Source organism: Aurantiacibacter odishensis (assembly GCF_003605195.1).
GTDB classification, from domain to species: domain Bacteria; phylum Pseudomonadota; class Alphaproteobacteria; order Sphingomonadales; family Sphingomonadaceae; genus Alteraurantiacibacter; species Alteraurantiacibacter odishensis.
The window spans coordinates 1-19,163 of sequence record NZ_QYOS01000013.1 but is presented as its reverse complement, the minus strand read 5'-3'; the positions used below and the strand labels follow the sequence as shown (position 1 = coordinate 19,163).

General features: G+C 63.9%; 16 protein-coding genes and 1 pseudogene. 8 read left to right on the top strand and 9 right to left on the bottom strand.

The window, feature by feature from the left end; translation table 11 throughout:
* From D4Q51_RS15890 to D4Q51_RS00310, 3 genes and pseudogenes are all read left to right on the top strand, one after another.
* Window positions 1-177, top strand: a pseudogene (locus D4Q51_RS15890) (electron transfer flavoprotein subunit beta/FixA family protein); the annotation flags it as partial.
* 115 nt (window positions 178-292) lie between these two features.
* Window positions 293-1,210: an electron transfer flavoprotein subunit alpha/FixB family protein gene (locus D4Q51_RS00315; RefSeq protein ID WP_120075405.1), complete on the top strand. Its 918-nt coding sequence runs from the start codon at window positions 293-295 to the stop codon at window positions 1,208-1,210.
* A 37-nt stretch (window positions 1,211-1,247) separates the two neighbouring features.
* Window positions 1,248-2,480 carry an NAD(P)/FAD-dependent oxidoreductase gene (locus tag D4Q51_RS00310; RefSeq protein ID WP_120075403.1) on the top strand — a complete coding sequence of 411 codons (1,233 nt, stop codon included), beginning with the start codon at window positions 1,248-1,250 and terminating at the stop codon, window positions 2,478-2,480.
* 197 nt (window positions 2,481-2,677) lie between these two features.
* On the opposite strand, the gene D4Q51_RS00305 is transcribed toward D4Q51_RS00310, so the two are convergent.
* The 8 genes from D4Q51_RS00305 to ku all read right to left on the bottom strand — a co-directional run bounded on the left by D4Q51_RS00305 (window position 2,678) and on the right by ku (window position 11,522).
* On the bottom strand, window positions 2,678-2,920 hold the full coding sequence (locus D4Q51_RS00305) for a glycoside hydrolase family 3 protein (RefSeq protein ID WP_120075401.1): 243 nt from the start codon (window positions 2,918-2,920) through the stop codon (window positions 2,678-2,680).
* Window positions 2,866-3,297: a hypothetical protein gene (locus D4Q51_RS15560; RefSeq protein ID WP_162925067.1), complete on the bottom strand. Its 432-nt coding sequence runs from the start codon at window positions 3,295-3,297 to the stop codon at window positions 2,866-2,868. Before D4Q51_RS15560 ends, D4Q51_RS00305 begins: the two co-directional genes overlap by 55 nt.
* Window positions 3,298-3,342: 45 nt before the next feature.
* Window positions 3,343-4,362 (bottom strand): LacI family DNA-binding transcriptional regulator, encoded by a 1,020-nt coding sequence (locus D4Q51_RS00295; RefSeq protein ID WP_120075396.1) that lies wholly within the window; start codon window positions 4,360-4,362, stop codon window positions 3,343-3,345.
* A gap of 88 nt (window positions 4,363-4,450) precedes the next feature.
* Window positions 4,451-6,625: a xanthine dehydrogenase family protein molybdopterin-binding subunit gene (locus tag D4Q51_RS00290; protein WP_240624494.1), complete on the bottom strand. Its 2,175-nt coding sequence runs from the start codon at window positions 6,623-6,625 to the stop codon at window positions 4,451-4,453.
* Between the two features lie 8 nt (window positions 6,626-6,633).
* On the bottom strand, window positions 6,634-7,617 hold the full coding sequence (locus tag D4Q51_RS00285; protein WP_120075392.1) for an FAD binding domain-containing protein: 984 nt from the start codon (window positions 7,615-7,617) through the stop codon (window positions 6,634-6,636).
* Window positions 7,614-8,117 (bottom strand): 2Fe-2S iron-sulfur cluster-binding protein, encoded by a 504-nt coding sequence (locus tag D4Q51_RS00280; RefSeq protein WP_120075390.1) that lies wholly within the window; start codon window positions 8,115-8,117, stop codon window positions 7,614-7,616. The genes D4Q51_RS00285 and D4Q51_RS00280 overlap by 4 nt, the downstream gene beginning before the upstream one ends.
* A gap of 59 nt (window positions 8,118-8,176) precedes the next feature.
* Complete coding sequence (gene ligD, locus D4Q51_RS00275; protein WP_120075388.1) at window positions 8,177-10,693, bottom strand: DNA ligase D; 2,517 nt, start codon at window positions 10,691-10,693, stop codon at window positions 8,177-8,179.
* A gap of 1 nt (window position 10,694) precedes the next feature.
* Window positions 10,695-11,522: a non-homologous end joining protein Ku gene (gene ku / locus D4Q51_RS00270; RefSeq protein WP_120075386.1), complete on the bottom strand. Its 828-nt coding sequence runs from the start codon at window positions 11,520-11,522 to the stop codon at window positions 10,695-10,697.
* A 159-nt stretch (window positions 11,523-11,681) separates the two neighbouring features.
* Here ku and D4Q51_RS00265 point away from each other — a divergent pair, with 159 nt between their 5' ends.
* The 3 genes from D4Q51_RS00265 to D4Q51_RS00255 are packed head-to-tail and all read left to right on the top strand — an operon-like array spanning window position 11,682 to window position 15,465.
* On the top strand, window positions 11,682-12,425 hold the full coding sequence (locus tag D4Q51_RS00265) for an enoyl-CoA hydratase (protein WP_120075384.1): 744 nt from the start codon (window positions 11,682-11,684) through the stop codon (window positions 12,423-12,425).
* A 9-nt stretch (window positions 12,426-12,434) separates the two neighbouring features.
* On the top strand, window positions 12,435-14,018 hold the full coding sequence (locus D4Q51_RS00260) for a carboxylesterase/lipase family protein (protein WP_120075382.1): 1,584 nt from the start codon (window positions 12,435-12,437) through the stop codon (window positions 14,016-14,018).
* Between the two features lie 40 nt (window positions 14,019-14,058).
* A complete protein-coding gene (locus D4Q51_RS00255) occupies window positions 14,059-15,465 on the top strand; it encodes an aldehyde dehydrogenase (RefSeq protein WP_120075380.1) in 1,407 nt (468 codons plus the stop codon).
* A gap of 11 nt (window positions 15,466-15,476) precedes the next feature.
* Here the strand turns inward: D4Q51_RS00255 and D4Q51_RS00250 are convergent, their stop codons facing one another.
* The gene (locus tag D4Q51_RS00250; protein WP_120075378.1) at window positions 15,477-16,337 is read right to left on the bottom strand and encodes a helix-turn-helix domain-containing protein; all 861 of its coding nucleotides are present in this window, start codon (window positions 16,335-16,337) and stop codon (window positions 15,477-15,479) included.
* 88 nt (window positions 16,338-16,425) lie between these two features.
* Here D4Q51_RS00250 and pobA point away from each other — a divergent pair, with 88 nt between their 5' ends.
* Together pobA and D4Q51_RS00240 are read left to right on the top strand one after the other, a co-directional pair.
* Complete coding sequence (gene pobA / locus D4Q51_RS00245) at window positions 16,426-17,598, top strand: 4-hydroxybenzoate 3-monooxygenase (protein WP_120075375.1); 1,173 nt, start codon at window positions 16,426-16,428, stop codon at window positions 17,596-17,598.
* A gap of 105 nt (window positions 17,599-17,703) precedes the next feature.
* Window positions 17,704-19,163: CoA-acylating methylmalonate-semialdehyde dehydrogenase (locus D4Q51_RS00240; RefSeq protein WP_162925066.1), on the top strand; the 1,460-nt coding region annotated here is incomplete at its 3' end.

Genomic DNA, 19,163 nt, shown 5'->3' with positions numbered 1-19,163 from the left:
ATCATGAAGGCGAAGAAGAAGCCGCTGGATACCAAGACGCCTGCCGATTACGGCGTCGACGTGGCCCCGCGCCTCACCACCACCAACGTCTCCGAGCCGCCGGTCCGCCAGGCTGGCGAGATCGTTGAAGATGTGGACGCGCTGGTCGCGAAGCTCAAAGCGCTCGGAGTGGCGTAAGTCGCGCAGAGCGTCCTGAGCCTGTCGAAGGACTGCTTTTGTTTTTGAACGTCGCGCTGAGAGAAGGACAGCCCTTCGACAGGCTCAGGGCGAACGGAATGAGAGGTTAGATGAAATGACCGCACTCGTATTTGCTGAACCCCACGGCGACGCTGTCGCCGATGCCACCCTCGCCACCATCACCGCCGCTGCCGCGCTCGGCGGCCCGGTGCACGTGCTCACCACCGCCGCTGGCGATGCGCATGCTGCCATCGCCGGTGTCGAGAAGGTGCTGGTGGCGGACGATGCCGCCTATGCCAACGGTCTTGCCGAGAACCTCGCCCCGCTGATTGCCGGCCTCATGGACGGCTATGACGCCGTGCTGGCCCCTGCCACCACCACCGGCAAGAACGTGCTGCCCCGCGTTGCCGCGCTGCTCGACGTGATGCAGGTCAGCGACATCATCAGCGTGGAAGGCCCCAGGACCTTCACCCGCCCGATCTATGCCGGCAACGCCATCGCCACGGTCGAGTCGAGCGATCCCAAGCTGGTGATCACCGTTCGCACCACGGCCTTCGACAAGGCTGAGGCAGAAGGCGGCAGCGCCAGCGTGGAAGCCGCGAGCGGCCCCGGCGATGCGGGTATCTCGCAGTTCGTGAAGCTGGACGCGGTGAAGAGCGACCGTCCCGAGCTCACCAGCGCAGGCATCGTCGTATCGGGCGGCCGCGCGCTGAAGGACGGCGAGACGTTCGAGCAGTATATCACCCCGCTGGCAGACAAGCTGGGCGCCGCCATCGGCGCATCGCGCGCTGCGGTGGACGCAGGCTACGTGCCCAACGATTACCAGGTCGGCCAGACCGGCAAGATCGTGGCGCCCGAAGTCTACATCGCCATCGGCATCTCGGGCGCGATCCAGCACCTTGCCGGCATGAAAGACTCCAAGGTCATCGTCGCCATCAACAAGGACCCCGACGCCCCCATCTTCCAGGTGGCGGACATCGGCCTCGTGGCAGACCTGTTCAACGCCGTGCCGGAACTGACAGAGAAGCTGTAAACAAAGGCACCACGAGCGGAGGGAGAAGGAATCGGAAATGGATAATTTCGACACGGTAATCGTGGGTGGAGGTCATGGGGGAGCGCAGGCGGCTATTGCGCTGCGCCAAAAAGGCTTCTCCGGCTCAATCGCCATCGTAAGCAAGGAACCGGAGCCACCATACGAACGACCGCCACTATCGAAAGACTATCTCGCGCGAGACAAGACTTTCGAGCGTATCCTCATCCGGCCAGAAGCCTTCTGGGCTGACAAGAACATCCAATTGATACTTGATGCTGAAGTCGCTTCGGTCGATCCTGAGGGCAAGTCTGTCCAACTCCATAGTGGCCGCAAAATAGGGTATGGCAACCTTGTCTGGGCCGCTGGCGGCTCGCCGCGTAGACTGACATGTGCGGGCGCGGACTACGATAATATCCATGCCGTTCGCGATAAAGCGGACGTTGATCGGATCATGGCGGACCTGGACGCAGGGGGGCGCCGCGTTTTGATTATCGGAGGCGGGTACATCGGTCTGGAGGCCGCCGCCGTACTGAGCAAGCTGGGCTGCGAAGTGACGTTGCTGGAAGCTCTTGACCGGGTTCTGGCGCGCGTAGCCGGTGAAGACCTTTCGCGTTTCTTTGAAGCTGAGCACAGGTCTCAAGGCGTCGACATTCGATTGCAGGCTCGTGTCGATCATATCGAGGGCGACGAAGGTCGTGCCACAGCTGTTCGGCTAGCGGACGGAGAGGCGCTCGCCTGCGACATGATCATCGTCGGGATCGGTATCGAACCATCTGTCGGGCCGCTTGCGGTTGCCGGCGCCCGAATTTCCAACGGCGTCGAGGTTGATGCAAACTGCTGCACCAGCCTGCCGAATATATATGCGATTGGGGACTGTGCGGCACACCCCAACGCATTAGCAGGCGGTTCGACAATCCGCTTGGAAAGTGTTCAAAACGCGAACGATATGGCGAATACCGTTGCGAAGACAATTTGCGGGATCGACGAACCATACACTGCGACACCTTGGTTCTGGTCAAACCAGTATGATCTGAAATTGCAAACAGTCGGCCTGACGTCTGGCCACGATGAGGCGCTCGTTCGCGGCTCCCCGGAGTCTCGCAGCTTTTCCGTCATCTACCTGAAGGATGGCAAGGTGATCGCTCTCGACTGCGTAAATGCGATTAAGGACTACGTGCAAGGCCGCAAGCTGGTAGAAGCAGGCGCAAAAATTGCAGTTGGAACGTTGGCCGATCCGGACATTCCACTGAAAGAGATGCTGGCGAACTGATACGAGGTGCGAAGAGCCCCCAAATGTTCGGAATTATGCGCCAGGATCGGGGGTAATCTGCGATAAGGATTACGATAATCGTTATCGATATCATGGACTTATCAATTTAAGTCGAATCCCTCCCTCTCCGCCATTTCACCAAAACGACGTCGGCAGGTCTCCTCGTATGGGGGCGCGCTGCCTTCTCCCGCGAGCAATCAAAGACCCGCTCCGAACGGAAAGAGCGGGTCCCTACTGTCGTCGGGAGCAGCGGGGGCCTGCGCCTCCACCGCTTTCATTGACCGTGGTAGTTCGAACGGCAGGCGCCCGCGCGCTTTGGAACGCCCCAGCGCCACATCGAGCACGGCAGCATCGCTCGCGCCGAAATTGGCGAGTATCACGTCCGTCATCGGGAGGATTTCCGTGAGCACGGCAGGCCGGTCGAGAAAGATGGCCAGCATGGTCGGCACCTGCGCATCATGTGCGCTTGCGTCAAGCGGGTGATAAAGCTGGTTACGTGCTTGTCGCCCACCAGCAGGCCAAGCGCGTCGAGATCGTAACTTTCCGCGCGCCCCAATTCGCCATCGCGGCCCGGCATGGTCGAGTGCATCAGCGTGCCGACTTTCTCGACCGTGCTCATCCGGCTCGCCAGATCGGTCGCGCGTTCGAGGGAAGAAAGGCGCCAGTCCTCGTACGGGGCAAGCTGACCGTCACCATCGGCATCGCGAAATTGCAGCCCGCCAACGGTGATGGCCTCCTTCACGTGGAGACCAAGTTCGGGCTGGGCCTGCCTCGCGCCATCGTGGGCGCAGCCGCCAAGTGTCAGGGCGCACGCCAAGAGCAGGGACGGTGATGTAAGCTTTGCAATCGTCAGGAGGCAGGCTTAGCGACGAACGCTCGAACGTTCCACCAGATGAACAGGCACGCCTTTCGCAGAGGCTGGTTCGATCGCGCCCAGGGCGAGATCGACAAGCATGGCTCCGGCACTCGTGAAATCCGGCTCTATGGTGGTCAGCGGCGGGCTGCTGTGAGCGCCGCTTCCCAGGCCGTCGAAACCGATCACGCCAATGTTTCCCGGCACCGCCATACCTGCGTCCTCAAGCGCGCCGAGAGCGCCGAGCGCCATCGCGTCGCAGCAGCAGAAAAGACCGTCGATCTCCTGCCTCTCGGCTAGGAGCCTCCGGACAGAGCGTCGGCCTTGCTCTACGCGCGTTTCGGCATCTTCGAACACGGTCGGCGGCGCCGCGATACCGTGAGCGGACAGGGCATCGCGCAAACCCTCGTATCGCTCGCGAAACTGGCTCTGCCGATCGTCGAGATCGCCGATGAAGGCGAGGTTGCGATATCCCCCCTGCAGCAGCCGCTCTGCCGCCCGGCGACCGCCATCGCGGTTGTCGGCCTTGATCCGCCTCGCATCCTCGAAAGGCGCGCCCCAGCACGCAGTCTCAGGACGGTTGAGTAAAGGCCGGTGGAAATCCCACGCGGCGGTATTCGTCGCCGTGCCGAGCAGTACGATCGCATCTGCCTGCCTGCGCTGGACGAAGCCGGAATCGAAATGCTCGGCTTTGGACTGGAAGGACACAAGGGAGCGATATCCCTTGGCAGAAGCCGAGGCGCAGACGTTTCCGAGCAAGGCGTAATGGAAAGGGTTCACGTCTGTCGGGCTGCGTCCTGGACGGGTGATGACGATCACCGCAATCGTGCCGGTCCTGCCGGTGCGCAGGCGAGCGGCGCGATCATCGATGTGATATCCAAGGTCTGCGGCTGCCTGCTCGATCCGCTGGCGGGTGGGCGCGCTGATGGACGGGTCGCCGTTGAGCGCCCGCGAAACCGTCGACTGGTTGACACCGGCCCTCTCGGCAACGTCGAACGACGTTACCCGTGTGGCCTTCTCCTGCGACACGCTTTCCTCCCGCGGACTTGCAACGCAAGGGGATGCGTTACCGTGCTGACGCGAAAAGGGCCAGATGGCTTGCGCCGCGCGAGGCGCGTCAGGGCATTGCCGCCAGCACCCTGTCGGGCGTCATCGGGAAATCCATCACCCGTGCGCCGCTGGCGTTGTAGATGGCGTTGGCGATGGCCGCGGCGCCGCCGCACATGCCCAGTTCGCCGATGCCCTTCGCCTGGATGGGGCTGGCAGCGGGGTCGCGCTCCTCCACCATGATCACGTCTAGTTCGGGCACGTCGCGGTTCACCGGCACGTGGTATTCGGCAAGGTCGCAGTTGACGAGGTGGCCGTCCTGCGGATCGAAGTGCAGGGCTTCGGTCAGGGCGACGCCGATGCTCCACACCATGCCGCCCTGGCATTGCGAACGAGCGGTCTTCTGGTTCAGCACGCGCCCGAAGCCGAAGGCTCCGGTCATGCGATCAACGCGGGTTTCCCCGGTAAAGCGGTTCACCCGCACCTGCGCGAAATAGGCACCGAAACCGGCGGCGACGAAATCGTCGTCGATATCGCCCGGCTCGTAAAAGCCTTCCTCGCTAAGGTCCTTGCCGTCTAACAGGTCGACGAGGCTCGGCCCGTTGGCAATGCGCCCATCTTTCAGAGACACGTCATCCTCGTTCACACCGGCGCGTGATGCCAGTTCGCGGCGTAATCCTTGGCAGGCAACATACACCGCCGAGCCGACGGAGGACGCACCCCAGCTGCCACCGGAACCGGAGCCGCGCGGGAAGCGCGTGTCGCCCAGTTCCACCAGCACCTTTTCACGCGGCAGGCCAAGCATTTCCCCGGCAAGCTGGCCGAGGATGGTGTAGGTGCCGGTGCCGATGTCGGTCATGTCGGTTTCCACCAAGGCCGTGCCGTCGGGCTTGAGCGTGACGCGAGCCTTGGCCTTCGAGATATTGTGCACGCGGGCTGCGCTGGCCATGCCGGTGCCAATCCACCATTCGCCCTCGCGCCGCTGGCGCGGTTTGCGCGGTCCAGCCTCCCAGCCGAAGGAATCGGCGGCCTGCTTCAGGCACTCGGCCAGCTTATGGGAAGAGAACGGCGTGCCTTCCACCGGGTGGGCATCCGGGATGTTGCGGAGCCGCAGCTCGACCGGATCGACGCCGGTTTCCTCCGCCAGCATGTCCATCGCCACTTCCAGAGCGGGCATGCCCACTGCCTCGCCCGGCGCGCGGACGGAGCCTGCCGTCATGCGATGCACCCGCGCGACATCGAGGCCCAGCAGGCGGTTCTCCCCGCTGTATAGGAATTGCGAGCTTTGCAGGATCGGCTCCGCAAAGCTCTCTTTAGGCAGGTTGGATACCAGTCCTTCATGCCCGAACCCGTTCAGCGCGCCGTCAGCGCCCGCGGCAAGGCGCAGGCGCTGCGTGGTTTCGGAACGGCGCATGATGTTCTGGAACACCTGCTGGCGACTGAGCACCACGCGCACCGGCTTCTCAAGGGTCATGGCGGCCAGCGAGGCGGCGAGGCATTCCTGCGAAATGCCGAGTTTCGAACCGAAGCCGCCGCCGACGTAGCGAGAGATGAGGCGGATATTGTCTTCCTCCATGCCCAGCGAGTCGGCGATTTCGGAAATGTTGTAGTTCAACATCTGCAAGGAGGCGTGGACGGTGAGGTTCGATCCGTCCCACTCGGCAATCGCGGCGTGCGGTTCCATTGCGGCGCTGGCGTGTCCGGCTGTCGTGATGCGCGCATCCACGGCGTGCTTCGCCTCTGCCATCGCATGGGCAAGGTCGCCCTGCCGCGTTTCTTCCTGACGCTCGCTTTCGGTCCCCTCGGGATCGAAGGAGACCTGGGAAAGATCGTCCGCCGTGAACGTGAATTCGAGGTGTTTTGCCGCGTGGCGCGCCTGCTCGAAAGTTTCGGCAACGACCAGCGCGAAGGGCTGGCCGAAGTAGTCGATCTGGCGCGGCTTCTGCACCGGCGCTTCGCCGGCCGTGCCTTGCGCGGGCCGGGAGGTGAGGCGTTCGTCATCGATCACCGCGACAACGCCCTCCATCGCGAGACACGTGTCCTTGTCGATGGAATCGATGGTGCCCCGGGCGAAAGGCGCGGTGACGAGCACGCCCTCAAGGCAATCGGCAATCGGGTATTCGGCAGCGTAGGGCGCCGTCCCCGTAACCTTTGCCAGCCCTTCCGAGCGGCTGAGCGGCTTGCCGAGTGTAGCCTGCGGCGTCTTGTCCAGCAGGCACTCGCGGTTCGGCTTGTCCTGTTCCATGTGCGTGCTCACAGTTCTGCTCCCGTAGCTTCGGCAAGGGTCGCCGCGAGCGCGCGTCGGGCGAGGGGGATCTTGAAGTCGTTTTCGCCATAACCCTGCGCATCTTCCAGCAGCAGGTCGGCCGCCTTGTCGAACAGTGCGGCGGTCGGCTCCTCGCCCACCAGCAATTCGGACAGGCGCGGGTCGTGCCACGGCTTGTGGGCAAGGCCACCAAAGGCCAGGTCGGCGCGGGCGATGCGCCCTCCGTCCATCTCGACCACGGCGGCCACCGAAACCAGCGCGAAGGCATAGGACGAGCGTTCGCGGACCTTGCGATAAAGCTGTTTGCCACCGACCGGCGCGGGGAGGGTGACTGCCGTTATGACTTCGCCAGCCTCCAGCACGTTGTCCTTCTCTGGCGTGTCACCCGGCAGGCGGTGGAAATCGCGTACCGGTACGCTGCGCTCACCGGCAGGCCCGATTATCTGCACTGTCGCATCCAGTGCCGCCATGGCCACTGCCATGTCGCCCGGGTAGGTGGCGATGCAGTGGGGGCTGGTGCCCAGCACGGCATGGAGCCGCGCAATGCCGTCGATAGCGCCGCAGCCGGAGCCGGGCTCGCGCTTGTTGCAGGGCTGGTCGATATTGGTGAAGTAGTAGCAGCGCGTGCGCTGGCACAGGTTGCCGCCCGTCGTCGCCTTGTTGCGAAGTTGCTGGGTCGCGCCGGCGAGGATTGCGCGGGCGAGCACCGGATAGTCGGACCGGACGCGCGGATGCGCCGCAGTTGCCGTGTTGGTCGCAAGTGCGCCGATGGAGAGGCCCCCATTTTCGGCGTCGGCAATCTCGCCCAGCGAAAGGGTGTTGATATCGACCAGCTGCTGCGGCGTTTCCACCTGCAGCTTCATCAGGTCTATCAGGTTGGTGCCCCCCGCAATTGCGCGCGCATCGGCATCGCTGGTCAACTGGCCTGCATGGTCGAGGCTGTCGGGGCGGGAATAGCGGAAAGGCTTCATTGCGCGTCCTCCGCTGCAACTTCGGCGATGGCGGCAACGATGTTGGCATAGGCCCCGCAGCGGCACAGGTTGCCGCTCATCCGTTCGCGGATTTCGTCTGCGCTGGGCTTGATCGGACCTTCCAGATCGTCACTCGCATCGCTGGGCCAGCCGTTCGCGATCTCCTGCATCATGGCCGTGGCAGAGCAGATCTGGCCGGGCGTGCAGTAGCCGCACTGGTATCCGTCGTGCTCCACGAAAGCCTTCTGCAAGGCGCTGGGCGCGTCGGGCGTTCCCAACCCTTCAATCGTGGTCACGCTGTCGCCATCGTGCATCACGGCCAGCGAGAGGCAGGAATTGATCCGCATCCCGTTCACCAGCACCGTGCAGGCACCGCACTGGCCGTGGTCGCAGCCCTTCTTGGTGCCGGTCAGCCCGGCGTGGTGTCGAAGGAAATCGAGCAGGCTGACGCGGGGATCGTCAGGCAGTTCGTGCGGAGTGTCGTTGATGGTGATCGGCAAGAGGGGGCTCCTTGGTCTCCCCCTGCCAACGCGTGCTTTTGGTAAAAGTATCCGAAGGATCAGAAATCAGGCAGGGCCTGCTCGGCAAAACCCCATCCGGACAGGGACTTGCTTTCCGCCCGATCAATAAGTTTTTTGGCATCGGCGATGGAGTAGTGTCCGGCGCTGTCGATGCCTTTCAGCTCGTTCCAGGCGATTGGCGCCGCCACCGGGGCGCCGCTGCGGGCTCTTGCGGAATAGGGCACCACGGTCGTGCTGCCGCGCTGGTTGCGCAGCCAGTCGATGAAAATCTTCCCCTTGCGCTTCGCCTTGCTCATCGTGGCGGTAAAGCGATCCGGTTCCGCCACGCTCAGGGCCTCAGCAAAGCGGCGGGCGAAATCCTTGTGCGCTTCCCAGTCGTGACCACGCGATAGCGGCGCGACCACGTGCACGCCCTTTCCGCCGGAAAGCATGGCGAAGCTTGTGAGGCCAAGGTCCGCCAGCCGGTCGCGAATGTCGCGCGCGGCGGCTTTCACATCGCCGAAATCCAGACCCTCGTCGGGATCGAGGTCGAAGATCATGCGATTTGGCTTTTCAACCTCGTCGCTGCGCGAGGCCCAGCCGTGAAATTCGATCGTCCCCATCTGCACGCATTGCAGCAGCCCGCGCGCATCCTCGACGTAGAGATAGTCCTCGGTCCCGCCGTCCTTTTCGCGGATGGGAACGTGTTGCACGGCGTCGCCGAAACCGCCGCTGTCGTGCTTCTGGAAAAAGCAGTTCTTCGCGCGTCCCTGAGGGCAGCGCACCAGGCTGACCGGGCGATGCCCCACGAAGGGCAGCATGATCGAGGCGACGGCTTCGTAATAGTCCGCCAGATCGCCCTTGGTCTGCCCGGTGTCGGGAAAGACGACGCGGTCGCGGCTGGAAATCTTGACCCCCTCGGCCTTGGCGGGCGCGGCGGAGGGCTGCTCGGGCTTCACATCCTCCGCCTTCTTGTCCTCGCGCAGGCCCAGATAGCTTCCGTGGCGAATGTTGCCGTCAGCGGTGAATTCGGAGAAGGCGACTTCCGCCACCAGCTTTGGCGTCACCCAGGTCACGCCGCGGCTGCTGGCCTTGTCCACTTCGGCTGGCGGGGTCTTGCGTTCGAGGCGCTTGAGTTTTCCTGCCAGTTCGTCGAGGTCGTCCGCCGAAAATCCGGTGCCGACATTGCCCTTGTATACGAGATCGCCGTCTTCATGCTGTGCCATCAGAAGTGAAGAGAAAGGGCGGCCCTTCGCGCTCGATTTCTTCCAGCCGATCACCACGAATTCCTGCCGCCGCGTGCATTTCACCTTCACCCAGCGTTTGCCGCGAGAGCCGGAATAGCGTCCGTCGATCGTCTTGGAGATGATGCCTTCCTGCCCGGCCTTGCACATGGCGTTGTAAAGCTTTTCACCTGCGCCGATCACGTGGTCCGCGAGGAAAATTGGCGAGGCCGCATCGCCCAGCAGCGCCTCGAGCCGCTCCTTGCGTTCGATATTGGGCAGGTCGGACAGGTCCTCCCCCGCGAGCTCGACAAGGTCGAACGCATGGAACTGCAGCGCGTCCTCTTTCGACTGGCTGCCGTGGCCACGCTTCAGCACCGATTGCAGGGTTGAGAAATCGGGATTGCCCTTGGAGTCGGCGGCGACGATCTCCCCGTCGATCAGGCAACTTGGAAGGTCCAGCGCGCCGATGGCATCGGCCAGCGGGCCGAACTTGTCGGTCCAGTCCTTGCCGCTGCGGGTATAGACGCGCACCTTGCTTCCCTTTGCGGCGACAAGTGCGCGATAGCCGTCGAACTTTATCTCGTGCATCCAGCCGTTGCCGGCGGGCACTTCGTCCACCAGCGTGGCGAGTTGCGGCTTGCGAAATTTCGGCAGCGGCGCATCCTTGCGGGGGCGGGGCTTGCCTTTCTTCGCCGTGTGCGCACTGGCCTTTTCCATCTGTTTCAGGAAGGCGTCGTCATTCTTGCCTTCCAGCGAGAATTCCCCCTCCTTGTCCGCCGCGATTTCCGCCATCGAACGGCCTGTTGCCACGCTGGTAAGCTCGTGCTCGACCAGCGCGTCGCCTTTTTGCGCGTGGTCGTCCTGCAGCTTGCGCAGCAGCCAGTTTTCCCGCTTTTCTCCCGGCTTTTTCCTCAGTCTTATCAACAGCCACTCGCCCTGCATCCGCTCGCCGTGGAGGCAGAAATGCAGGTGGCCCTTCTCGATATCGCTGGCGCTCTTGCCCTTGACCGGCTCCCAGGTGCCGCGATCCCACAGCATCACCGTGCCGCCGCCGTATTCCCCCTTGGGGATCGTGCCTTCGAAGGTATTGTAGGACAGCGGATGGTCCTCCGTCCGCACGGCCAGCCGCTTCACGTCGGGATCGGGGGAGGGGCCCTTGGTGACGGCCCAGCTCTTCATCACCCCGTCCATTTCCAGCCGCAGGTCCCAATGCAGGCGCGTTGCATCGTGCTTCTGGACGATGAAGGCGTTGCCGCCCTTGCTGCTCTCGCGTTTGCCCTCAGGCTCTGGCGTCGCCTTGAAATCGCGCTTCGAATTGTAGGTGGCGAGGGGATCGGACGCCTCGGTCATGTCAGGCGGACTTCTTGCTCTTGCTAGCGGATTTCTTCGGCTTCTCGTCGACCGACTTCTTCAGCGCGGCCATCAGGTCGATCACGTTGGAGCCGCCGCTTTCGGGTTCTTCCACGTCCTCGATGATCTTCTTGCCGCCCTTGCTCTTGCGCTTCTTCTCTATGAGACCGCGCAGCGCATCGGCGTAGCGGTCCTCGAACTCGCCGGCATCGAAGGGCGCGCTTTTCTGTTCGATCAGGGTGGTGGCAAGGTCGAGCAGTTCCTTCTTGGGCTTCGCGTCCTCGATGTCGTCGAAAAAGGTCTGCCCTTCGCGCACTTCCTCGGCATAGCGCAGCGTTTCCAGCAGCAGTCCCTTGCCGCACGGCTTGATCGCCACCAGCTTCTCGCTGCCGCGCATGGCAAGCTGCCCCAGCGCCACCTTCTTCGCCTTGCGCAGAGCTTCGCGTAGCACGATGAAGGCTTCCTCGGCCAGCTCATCTTTCGGCGCGACGTAGTAGGGCTTCTCGAAATAGAGCGGGTCGATCTCGTGCGCGTCCACGAATTGCACCAGTTCCAGCGTGCGCTTGCTCTCCAACTTGACGGCGTCGATCTCTTCTTCGTCGAGCAGGACGTATTCGCCCTTGGAGACTTCGTAGCCCCTGATGATGTCATCGCGGTCTACAGGCCCGATACCGGGCACCACCTTCTCGTAGGAAATGCGCTTCCCGCTCGGTTCGTGGATCTGGTTGAAGCTGATTTTCGCCGAGGACTTCGTAGCGGTGTAGATTTCAACGGGGATCGAGACGAGCGCCAGCCTGATCTGCCCCTGCCAATATGCACGTGCTGCCATAGCAAGAATCCTTTCTGCACGAATCCCAGCGTTCAAGGCGGGCAAAGGTTTCAGAAACTGCGCCGGATACGCCCCGGCTTGATAGACTCGTGCGTTACCCCTAGCACGCTCGCACAAAGCGCCTGGCCGATCACTGCCGGGTTCATACGGGAGAAGCCGGTGTCAGATCAGGAAATCCAGTTGCTCGAAACGCCGGGCTGCCTCGAGATCCGGTTCAACCGGCCCGAGCGCAAGAACGCCATCACGCTCGCCATGTACCGCGAGATGATCGCCGCACTGGAACGTGCCTCTGCCTCCGACGATATCCGCGTCGTGCTGTTCACGGGGGAGGGGGAGACCTTCTGCGCCGGGAACGACCTCAAGGATTTCCTCGCCGTGGCTCAGACTGGCGCGACCGAGGCCATTGACTTCATTCGCGCGGTTGCGCGTTTCGACAAGCCGCTGGTGGCGGCGGTGCAGGGCGCGGCGGTGGGTATCGGCACGACCATGCTGTTCCACTGTGACCTCGTCTACGCTGCAAACGATGCGCAGTTCACGATGCCGTTCGTGAACCTCGGCCTCGTCCCCGAAGGAGGATCGAGCCAGCTTGCGCCCGCGCTTTTCGGCCGCGCCAAGGCAGCGGAATTGCTGCTGCTGGGCGATCCCCTGTCCGCAGGCGATGCCGAGGCGGCGGGCTTCGTTACCCGCACCATGCCTGCCGGCGAAGTGCAGGATCACGCCCGGTCCCGCGTGGCCGACCTGCTGAAGCGTCCGCCGCAAGCGCTCGCAAAAAGCCGCAAGCTTCTGGCCGACAATCGCGAGGCCGTACTCGAGCAGATCGACAGGGAGGCCGAGGTGTTTGCAGGCGCGCTCCAAGGTCCGGAAGTGCAGCAGGCCATCGCCGCGTTCTTCGCACGCAAGTAGGTCAGTCCAATGGAGAGGAATGCAGTGATCAGGAACGTCGTCGGATTTGCCTCACTCATGGCTGCCGCGGCTGCCGCGCCTGCTGCGGCGCAGGTCGTGTCGCTCGACGTGGGGCAGGTGGAAGGCGAGACCGTCGACGGCATTTCTTCCTGGAAGGGCATTCCCTTCGCCCAGCCACCCGTGGGCGACCTTCGCTGGCGCGCGCCGCAGCCGGTGGAGCCATGGGTAGGCGTGCGTCAAGCGACGCAATACGCCAGTGATTGCATGCAGATACCCTTTGCCGCCGACGCCGCCCCGCTGGGCACGCCGCCTGCGGAGGATTGTCTCTACGTCAATGTCTGGCGGCCCGAAGGCACTACCGCCGACGATCGCTTGCCGGTGATGTTCTGGATCTACGGCGGCGGCTTCGTGAACGGCGGTTCGTCGCCTGCGGTCTACGACGGGTCCGAACTGGCTCGGCAGGGCGTGATCCTCGTCAGCTTCAACTATCGCCTTGGCCGTTTCGGCTTCTTCGCGCACCCGGCGCTGACGGAGGCGAACGAGGACAACGGCCTGCTCGGCAACTACGGTTACATGGACCAGGTGGAGGCGCTGCGCTGGGTCCAGCGGAACATTGCAGCCTTCGGCGGGGACCCGAACAACGTCACCATCTTCGGCGAAAGCGCGGGCGGTGGTTCGGTCAGCATGATGATGGCCAGCCCCATGACACGCGGCCTGTTCGACAAGGCCATCGTGATGTCGGGCGGCGGGCGCGCCGGTCTTCGCTCCACTACGCCCGTGCATTCGGAAGACGGACCGGATGGCGAGGATGCAGGGCTGGGCTTCGCGGAATGGGCCGGTGTCGAAGGGGAGGGGCCGGAGGCGCTGGCGGCGCTGCGTGCTTTGCCCGCCGATACCCTGGCAACAGGCGTGGGCCTTGGCCAGCAGCCCGTCGCGCCGCACTCCGGACCGCTGATGGACGGCATGATCGTGCTGGAAGCGATCGACCGGACCTATGCCGAGGGCAATGCCGCTTCCGTGCCGTTCATGGCCGGGGCGAACACGGCAGATATCGGCTTCGGCGCGCCTCTTGAGGGAGACGTGATCGCCGCGCATTTTGGTCCGCTGACGGACGATGCGCGCGAAGCCTACGCCGATGTGGCGGACCTTCCCGCCGCCGCCCTGCGAACCGTGGTCTACGCCGACGAGATGATGGTCGAGCCTGCACGTTTCATGGTCCAGTCCATGACTGAAGCTGGCCAGCCGGCCTGGCACTACCGCGCAGGCTACGTGCCGCAGGCGATGCGCGAGGAATGGTCTGCCGGACTGCCGCATGCGACCGAAATCCCGTTCTTCTTCCGCACCATCGATGCGCGCTACCCCGGCGAAACTACGCCCGAGGATCACGCGGCGTCGGCAGCCATGAGCGCGGCTTTCGTCAATTTCGCGAAGACGGGCGATCCAAACGGCCCCGGCGCGCCCGCGTGGCCGATCTACGACGACGAGAGCCGCCCGGTGATGCTGTTTGGCATGGACGGCAATCACGGCGGCGAGGACCCATGGCGCGCCCGGCTCGACGTGACGCAGGCCCATGCGGAACGCGCCGCCGAGTGATAGTGTCGAATATGGTTATGTTTCCTACGCAAGAGGATGGATGATGAGCAAGTTTGAACGCCTGAACCCGATGACCGGCGAAGTCGCCTCGAGTGCCGAGGCGATGCAGCCCGGCGATATCCCAGCAATCGCCGAAAAGGCGCAGTCAGGCTTTGCCGAATGGTCCAAGATGGGGCCGAACGCGCGGCGCAAGGCGTTGAACAAGGCGGCCGATGCGCTGGAGAGCAAGAAGGACGATTTCGTCGCTGCCATGATGGGCGAGATCGGCGCGACTGCGGGCTGGGCCATGTTCAACCTCGGCCTGGCGGCCGGCATGGTGCGCGAGGCTGCCGCCATCACCACGCAGATCCAGGGCGAGGTCATTCCCTCCGATCACGAGGGCACCGTTGCCATGGCGCTGCGTGAACCTGTTGGCGTGATGCTGGGCATCGCGCCGTGGAACGCGCCGATCATCCTTGGTGTGCGCGCCATTGCCGTGCCGCTCGCCTGCGGCAACGCGGTGATCCTGAAAGCGAGCGAGCAATGCCCGCGCACCCACGCGCTGATCATCGAGGCGTTTGCCGAGGCAGGCTTCCCCGACGGCGTGGTGAACGTCGTCACCAACGCCCCCGAAGATGCCGCCGAAGTCGTCGGCGCGCTGATCGACGCGCCGCAGGTGAAGCGCATCAACTTCACCGGCTCCACCCAGGTCGGCAAGATCATCGCCAAGCGCGCTGCCGAACACCTGAAGCCCGTGCTGCTGGAACTGGGCGGCAAGGCGCCGATGGTGGTGCTGGAAGATGCCGACCTCGACGAGGCGGTAAAGGCGGCAGGCTTCGGCGCCTACATGAACCAGGGCCAGATCTGCATGAGCACAGAGCGTATCATCGTGGTCGATGCCGTGGCCGACGAATTCGCGCGCAAGTTCGCCGAGAAGGTGAAGTCCATGCCCGTGGGCGACCCGACCGAAGGCAAGACCCCGCTGGGGGCCGTGGTAGACAAGAAGACCGTCGATCACTGCTATTCGCTGATCGAGGACGCGAAGTCCAAGGGCGCGGAACTGCTGGTTGGCGGCGAGACGACGAAGAACGTGCTGATGCCTGCCCACCTCGTCGACAAGGTGACGCCCGACATGAAGCTGTTCCGCGACGAAAGCTTCGGCCCTGTGGTCGGCATTGCCCGCGCTAGGGACGAAGCGCACGCCATCGAACTGGCAAACGACACGCAGTACGGCCTGTCCTCAGCGGTGTTCACCAAGGACACGGCGCGCGGCCTGAAGGTGGCGCGCCAGATCGAGGCGGGCATTTGCCACGTCAACGCGTCGACCGTATCGGACGAGCCGCAAATGCCCTTCGGCGGCATGAAGGCCTCGGGCTACGGCCGCTTCGGCGGCAAGGCCGGGATCGACGCCTTCACCGAACTTCGCTGGATCACCTTCGAGACCGAGCCGGGTCATTACCCGATTTAAGTCTGGCCGATCTAAGGCTGGCCGAATTGCCGGCGCTCCGCACTGGGGCGCCGGCCGGTCATGCGCAGGTAAAAGCGCGAGAAATAGGACGGGTCCTCGAAACCCAAGGCATCGGCGACCTGCGCGACGTTGGCGTTGGTGAAATTGAGCAGCCGCCGCGCCTCGCTGGCCAGGCGGCGGTTGACGTATTCCAGCGGTGACAGCTCCAGCGTCTCCCGCGTCGCGCGGGCAAGCGTGCGCGGGGTGCAGCCCAGTTCGCGGGCATAGGCCTGCACCGTCCAATGCTCGTGGCAGTGCTGCTCCACCAGCGTCTTGAACCTTTCGCAAAGACCTTCTTCTTCCCCGGCGACATCACGCGCGGTAACTGCGAGCCGCAGCCATGCCTCGGCAAGATTGGCGCGCAGGGCCGTGCGGTTGGCGTCGGCGGCGATGATTTCGCAGGCGAGCAGTTGATCGGCAAGGCCCGCAAGGCGCTCGGCCGCTTCGGTGGACGGCAAGACCACCTGCGCTTCGTGCATGGCCCGGCGCAGCGGATCGCCCGCACCGAGCAGTTGCAGGAACGCCTTTCGCCCGGTCATCACCAGCCCGTCCGCATGGTCGGAAAAGCGGAAGCCATGCGTGCGCCCGGCGGGCACAATCACCAGCGCGGGCGCCTCTACGCTGCTGGAGGCCCTGTCGAGGGCTATTTCCGCCGTTCCTTCCTTGAGGAAAAGCACCTGAAACAGAGCGGGGTGCCGGTGGTTGGAAATCTCCCAGTGATAGCTCGCACTACGCGCCTCGATCGTCTCCCAGTGAAAGTATTCGGGTAGTTCCTCCTCTACATCCTCGCCGAACAGGCTGAAGGCGGGGACGGGGCGAGGCGATGATGTCATGTCCTAAATATACCAGTCGAGGGCGGGTCTGTCCCTTTCAAAATATGCCCGACGCGGCACTTTCGGGCAAAAATCGGGAGAGAGATCCGTGAAGACCCAGGTTTGTATCATCGGTGCCGGTCCTGCCGGCCTGTTGCTTGGTCACTTGTTGCGCGCCGAGGGCGTGGACTGCGTGGTGCTGGAGCGCCGGTCCCCCGACTACGTGCTCAGCCGCATCCGTGCCGGCGTGCTGGAGAACATCACCGTCTCGCTGATGGAGCGGCTGGGGCTGGACCAGCGCCTGAAGGCCGAGGGGCTGCCGCACGACGGCTTCAACCTCGCCGATGGCGAGCGCCTGATCCGCATCGATATTGCCGATCTCACCGGCGGGCAGCAGGTGGTGGTCTACGGCCAGACCGAACTCACCCGCGACCTGATGGACGCGCGCGAGGAGCGGGGGCTGGAGGTCATTTACGAGACAGAAGACACTGCGCTGTTCGATGTCGAGAGCGATGCGCCCTACGTCACCTACACCAAGGACGGCACGCAGCACCGCGTCGATTGCCGCTTCATCGTGGGCTGCGACGGCTTCCACGGGCCGAGCCGCAAGGCGATCCCAGCCTCGGTGGGCAAGGAATACATGCGCGAATATCCGTTCGGCTGGCTGGGCATCCTCGCCGACGTGCCGCCGTGCAATCACGAGCTGATCTACGCCAACCACGAGCGCGGCTTCGCGCTTGCCTCCATGCGCAGCGAGACGCGCAGCCGCTACTACGTTGACGTGCCGCTGACCGACAAGGTGGACGACTGGAGCGATGAGCGTCTGTGGGACGAACTCGCCATCCGCCTCGGTCCCGAAGCGGCGGCGAACATCACACGCGGCTCGGCGCTGGAGAAAAGCATCGCCCCCTTACGCAGTTTCGTCTTCGCGCCGATGCGCCACGGCTCCCTGCTATTGTGCGGGGACAGCGCCCACATCGTGCCGCCCACCGGGGCCAAGGGCCTGAACCTTGCCGCCAGCGACGTGCACTATGCGGCAGAGGCGCTGACCGGATTCTTCAACAAATCGGACAACGACGCGATCACCGCCTATTCCGACACCGCGCTGGCCCGCGTGTGGAAAAGTGAGCGGTTCAGCTGGTCACTCACAAAGCTGATGCACCGCTTCCCGGAAGACGGCCTGTTCGAACGGGCGATGCAGCAGGCAGAGCTTGATTACATCGCCAGCAGCCGCGCCGCGCAGACCAGCATTGCGGAAAACTACGTCGGCCTGCCGGTGTAGAACAACGCTCCGGCAATCAATAAGGTTGCGACTGAAACTTTTCCGTTGTGTGCAACTTTTCGATCTGACATGCGCTTCATTCCTGACAGGAATGGAGAGAAACGGATGCGTGCAGTCGATCATTTCATAGCCGGGAAGGCCCACGCCAGTGATGGCGGCAGGGTGCACGATATCTGGAATCCCTCGACCGGCGAAGTGCAGGCGAGGGTGCCGCTGGGCGATGCTGCGTTGCTGGACAAGGCGATTGCCGAGGCGAAGAAAGTGCAGCCCGAATGGGCCGCCACCAACCCGCAGCGCCGCGCCCGCGTGATGTTCGAATTCAAGCGGCTGGTGGAAGAGCACAAGCAGGAACTGGCAGAGCTTCTCTCCAGCGAACACGGCAAGGTCGTGGACGATGCGCACGGCGACGTGCAGCGCGGGCTGGAAGTGATCGAATTCGCCTGCGGTATCCCGCAGGCGCTGAAGGGTGAATATACCAACGGTGCGGGGCCGGGCATCGATGTCTATTCCATGCGCCAGCCTCTGGGCATCGGTGCAGGCATCACGCCGTTCAACTTTCCCGCCATGATCCCGATGTGGATGTTCGGCATGGCGATCGCGGCGGGCAATGCCTTCATCCTGAAGCCCTCCGAGCGCGATCCCAGCGTGCCGGTGCGACTTGCCGAACTGTTCGTGGAGGCTGGCGCTCCCGCGGGGCTGCTGCAGGTCGTCCACGGCGACAAGGAAATGGTCGACGCCATCCTCGACCATCAGGATATCGCCGCCGTCAGCTTCGTCGGCTCCAGCGATATCGCGCACTATGTCTACAACCGCGGCGTGGCCGCTGGTAAGCGGGTGCAGGCCATGGGCGGAGCGAAAAACCACGGTATCGTGATGCCCGATGCCGATCTCGACCAGGTGGTGAACGACCTATCCGGCGCGGCCTTCGGCTCTGCGGGTGAACGCTGCATGGCGCTGCCGGTGGTGGTGCCGGTGGGCGAACAGACGGCGGAGCGCCTGAAGGAAAAGCTGATCCCCGCGATCAACGCGCTGCGCGTCGGCGTGTCGAACGATCCCGAAGCGCACTACGGCCCGGTCGTCACGCCCGAGCACAAGGCGCGGATCGAGAAGTGGATCGACACCGCCGAGGCCGAGGGCAGCGAAGTGGTGATCGACGGGCGCGGCTTTTCGCTGCAGGGCCACGAGAACGGCTTCTTTGTCGGCCCGACCCTGCTGGATCGCGTGACCCCGGACATGGAAAGCTACAAGGAAGAGATCTTCGGTCCCGTCCTCCAGATCGTGCGCGCCGACGATTTCGAGCACGCGCTCAAGCTGCCGAGCGAGCACCAGTACGGCAACGGCGTTGCCATCTTCACCCGCAACGGCCACGCCGCGCGCGAGTTCGCGCACCGCGTAAACGTGGGCATGGTGGGCATCAACGTGCCGATCCCGGTGCCGGTGAGCTACCACAGCTTCGGCGGCTGGAAGCGCAGCGGCTTTGGCGATGCGGACCAGTACGGCATGGAAGGCCTCAGGTTCTGGACCAAGGCCAAGAAAGTCACCCAGCGCTGGCCCGATGGCGGCGG

Coding starts and splice junctions, on each gene's coding strand:
- D4Q51_RS00315 (WP_120075405.1), top strand. CDS start 293: ATGACCGCACTCGTATTTGCTGAACCCCACGGCGACGCTGTCGCCGAT.
- D4Q51_RS00310 (WP_120075403.1), top strand. CDS start 1,248: ATGGATAATTTCGACACGGTAATCGTGGGTGGAGGTCATGGGGGAGCG.
- D4Q51_RS00305 (WP_120075401.1), bottom strand. CDS start 2,920: ATGCTGGCCATCTTTCTCGACCGGCCTGCCGTGCTCACGGAAATCCTC.
- D4Q51_RS00290 (WP_240624494.1), bottom strand. CDS start 6,625: ATGGAACAGGACAAGCCGAACCGCGAGTGCCTGCTGGACAAGACGCCG.
- D4Q51_RS00285 (WP_120075392.1), bottom strand. CDS start 7,617: ATGAAGCCTTTCCGCTATTCCCGCCCCGACAGCCTCGACCATGCAGGC.
- ligD (WP_120075388.1), bottom strand. CDS start 10,693: ATGACCGAGGCGTCCGATCCCCTCGCCACCTACAATTCGAAGCGCGAT.
- ku (WP_120075386.1), bottom strand. CDS start 11,522: ATGGCAGCACGTGCATATTGGCAGGGGCAGATCAGGCTGGCGCTCGTC.
- D4Q51_RS00260 (WP_120075382.1), top strand. CDS start 12,435: ATGGAGAGGAATGCAGTGATCAGGAACGTCGTCGGATTTGCCTCACTC.
- D4Q51_RS00255 (WP_120075380.1), top strand. CDS start 14,059: ATGATGAGCAAGTTTGAACGCCTGAACCCGATGACCGGCGAAGTCGCC.
- D4Q51_RS00250 (WP_120075378.1), bottom strand. CDS start 16,337: ATGACATCATCGCCTCGCCCCGTCCCCGCCTTCAGCCTGTTCGGCGAG.